Origin of the sequence: Streptomyces niveiscabiei (genome assembly GCF_001419795.1) — a bacterium.
Lineage (GTDB): Bacteria > Actinomycetota > Actinomycetes > Streptomycetales > Streptomycetaceae > Streptomyces > Streptomyces niveiscabiei.
Window position 1 is genome coordinate 1 of the sequence record NZ_LIRL01001080.1, and the last position, 2,723, is coordinate 2,723.

3 protein-coding genes are annotated in these 2,723 nt (G+C 73.6%); 1 reads left to right on the forward strand and 2 read right to left on the reverse strand.

Features of this window, described 5'->3' with window-relative positions:
- The coding region (locus AOK24_RS40080) for an ROK family protein (RefSeq protein WP_055724835.1) at positions 1-927 on the reverse strand (927 nt) is incomplete at its 3' end.
- A 222-nt stretch (positions 928-1,149) separates the two neighbouring features.
- Between AOK24_RS40080 and AOK24_RS40085 the strand changes: the two genes are divergently transcribed.
- Positions 1,150-2,199 carry a LacI family DNA-binding transcriptional regulator gene (locus AOK24_RS40085; RefSeq protein ID WP_055724836.1) on the forward strand — a complete coding sequence of 350 codons (1,050 nt, stop codon included), beginning with the start codon at positions 1,150-1,152 and terminating at the stop codon, positions 2,197-2,199.
- A 259-nt stretch (positions 2,200-2,458) separates the two neighbouring features.
- Here the strand turns inward: AOK24_RS40085 and AOK24_RS40090 are convergent.
- Positions 2,459-2,723 (reverse strand): hypothetical protein (locus AOK24_RS40090; RefSeq protein ID WP_420876727.1); only part of this gene is annotated, 265 nt, incomplete at its 5' end.

Consider the following 2,723-nt stretch of genomic DNA (forward strand, 5'->3'; position numbering starts at 1 on the left):
CCTCCGTACGAGTGCCGCCGCAGCCGCCCCCACGAGCCCCGCGTCCGTCCCCATCTGGGCCGGCACGATCGTCAGCCCCTGGACGAAGGACAGCGTCGCGTAGTCGGCGAGATGGCGGCGCAGGGGCCCGAAGAGGACGTCGCCGGCCTTGCCGACGCCCCCGCCGATCACCACGATGTCGATCTCGACCAGCGTCGCGGTCGCCGCTATGCCCGCCGCGAGAGCCTGGGCGGCGCGGTCGAAGGACGCGACGGCGGCCGGGTCGCCCGCGCGGGCGGCTGCGGCGACAGCGGCGGCCGTGGCGTCGCCGTCGGCACCCGGACGCCAGCCGTTGTCGAGGGCGCGGCGGGCGATGTTGGGCCCGCTGGCGATGCGCTCGACGCAGCCGCGGCCACCGCAGGGGCACGGGTCGCCGTCGAGGTCGACGGAGATGTGCCCGATGTGCCCGGCGTTCCCGGTGGGCCCCGGGTGGAGCCGGCCGCCCAGGACGAGGCCCCCGCCGACGCCCGTGGAGACGACCATGCAGAGCGCGTTGTCGTGCCCGCGCGCGGCGCCCTGCCAGTGCTCGGCGGCGGTGATGGCGACCCCGTCGCCGATCAGCTCGACGGGCAGCTCACCGGTGACCGCGCGCACGCGCGCGACGAGCGGGAAGCCGCGCCAGCCGGGCACGTTGACCGGGCTGACCGTGCCCGCGGAGGCGTCCACGGGGCCCGCGCTGCCGATCCCGACGCTGTGGACGCGGTCCCACAGTGGCGACGCGGTCAGCTCCCCGAGCACCGCCTCGACGGCGCCCATGACGGTCTCGCCGTCCTCACGCGCGGGGGTCGGCCGCTGCGCGCGAACCACGATCGCGCCGTCGCCGTCCACCAGTGCTCCGGCGATCTTGGTGCCGCCGATGTCGAGCGCGGCCACGAGGTCGGTGTGCATCAAAGTCTCGGTTCTCCCCAGTCGACCGTCGAAAAGAGCAGGCCGGTCCAGCGGTGGGGGACGCGGACCGAAGAAGGCGTCGGACAGTCTCTCTGCATCTGACAACGTTGTCCAGGCTCTATGCTCGACGCCACATCCTCATACAACCCCAGGGATCGCGCGACCCCCGCAAACCCGGACATCGCCGTATCCACGAGGCCGACAGGAACAGGACCCCGCATCGTGCCAGAGACGCCCCGACGCGCCGCCTCCCTGACCACCGCCCGCTACGGCAACCGTCCCACGATGAAGGACGTCGCCGCGCGCGCGGGTGTCGGCCTCAAGACGGTCTCCCGCGTCGTCAACGGCGAACCCGGCGTCACCCCCGAGACCGAACGGCGCGTCCAGGAGGCCATCGAGGCGCTCGGCTTCCGCCGCAACGACAGCGCGCGCGTCCTGCGCAAGGGCCGTACGGCGAGCATCGGGCTGGTCCTCGAAGACCTCGCCGACCCGTTCTACGGCCCCCTCAGCCGCGCCGTCGAGGAAGTGGCCCGGTCGCACGGCGCCCTGCTGATCAACGGCTCCAGCGCCGAGGACCCCGAGCGCGAGCAGGAACTGGCGCTGGCGCTGTGCGCGCGGCGGGTCGACGGGCTCGTGGTGATCCCGGCGGGCGACGACCACCGGTACCTGGAGCCGGAGATCAAGGCGGGCGTCGCGACGGTGTTCGTCGACCGGCCGGCCGGGCGGATCGACGCCGACTGCGTCCTGTCCGACAACTTCGGCGGGGCCCGCGAAGGCGTCGCCCACCTCCTCGCGCACGGGCACCGCAGGATCGGGTTCATCGGCGACATGCCGCGCATCCACACGGCCGCGGAACGCCTGCGCGGCTACCGGGCCGCCCTGGACGACGCCGGGATAGCCGTCCAGGACTCCTGGATGTCCCTCGGCGTCACCAGCCCCGACCGGGTACGCCGTGCCGCCGAGCTGATGCTGTCGGGGCCCTCGCCGGTCACCGCGATCTTCGCCGGCAACAACCGGGTCACCGTCACCGTCATCCGCGTCCTCGCCGACCACGCCCGCCGCGTCGCCCTCATCGGCTTCGACGACCTCGAACTCGCCGATCTCCTCCAGCCCGGCGTCACGGTCGTCTCCCAGGACGCCGCGATCATCGGCCGCACCGCCGCGGAACGCCTCTTCCAGCAACTCGAAGGCACCCGCATCGCCCCCGAACGCATCGTCCTGCCGACCCGCCTGATCACCCGGGGGTCGGGGGAACTGCCCCCGCAGGACTGAACGGCTGCCCCAGGGCTGGCTGACCGCCTGGACCCGAACGGCCGTCACCGCACCGGCAAGGCCCCTGGGCGGGGCGCTGAACGACTCTCCCAGGGGGGCGCGGGCGCCTGGAGTCAAAACGGCCGCTCCGAGCCGACAGGGCGCCCCAGACGGCCGACGAGGCGGGGCCAGACGAAGGTCCCGTTCCCGGACCTCCAGGGAGGGGAGGCCCGAACCGCCACACCGCAGCAAGGGCGAGTGGGGTACGTACCCCGGGCCGTCAGCCGGAAGCCACCCCCGGCCTGCGCGCAAGGCCGTACGCGAAACTCACCGTCTCGGTCAGGTGGCCGTCAACCGTGTAGGGACTGAGTACGGCCATGAGGTCGCCGTCGAACTCCGCGGCACGGTCCCCGAGGACGGACGGCGGCAGGAAGGACGTCGAGCGGACGTGCCCGGCGAGTTCGCCAAGGGTCCACCGATGCTCGACCGCGAACTCGTGCCGTACGGCGGGCTCGAACCCCGCGCGGCGGAGCACCTCCCCGTCG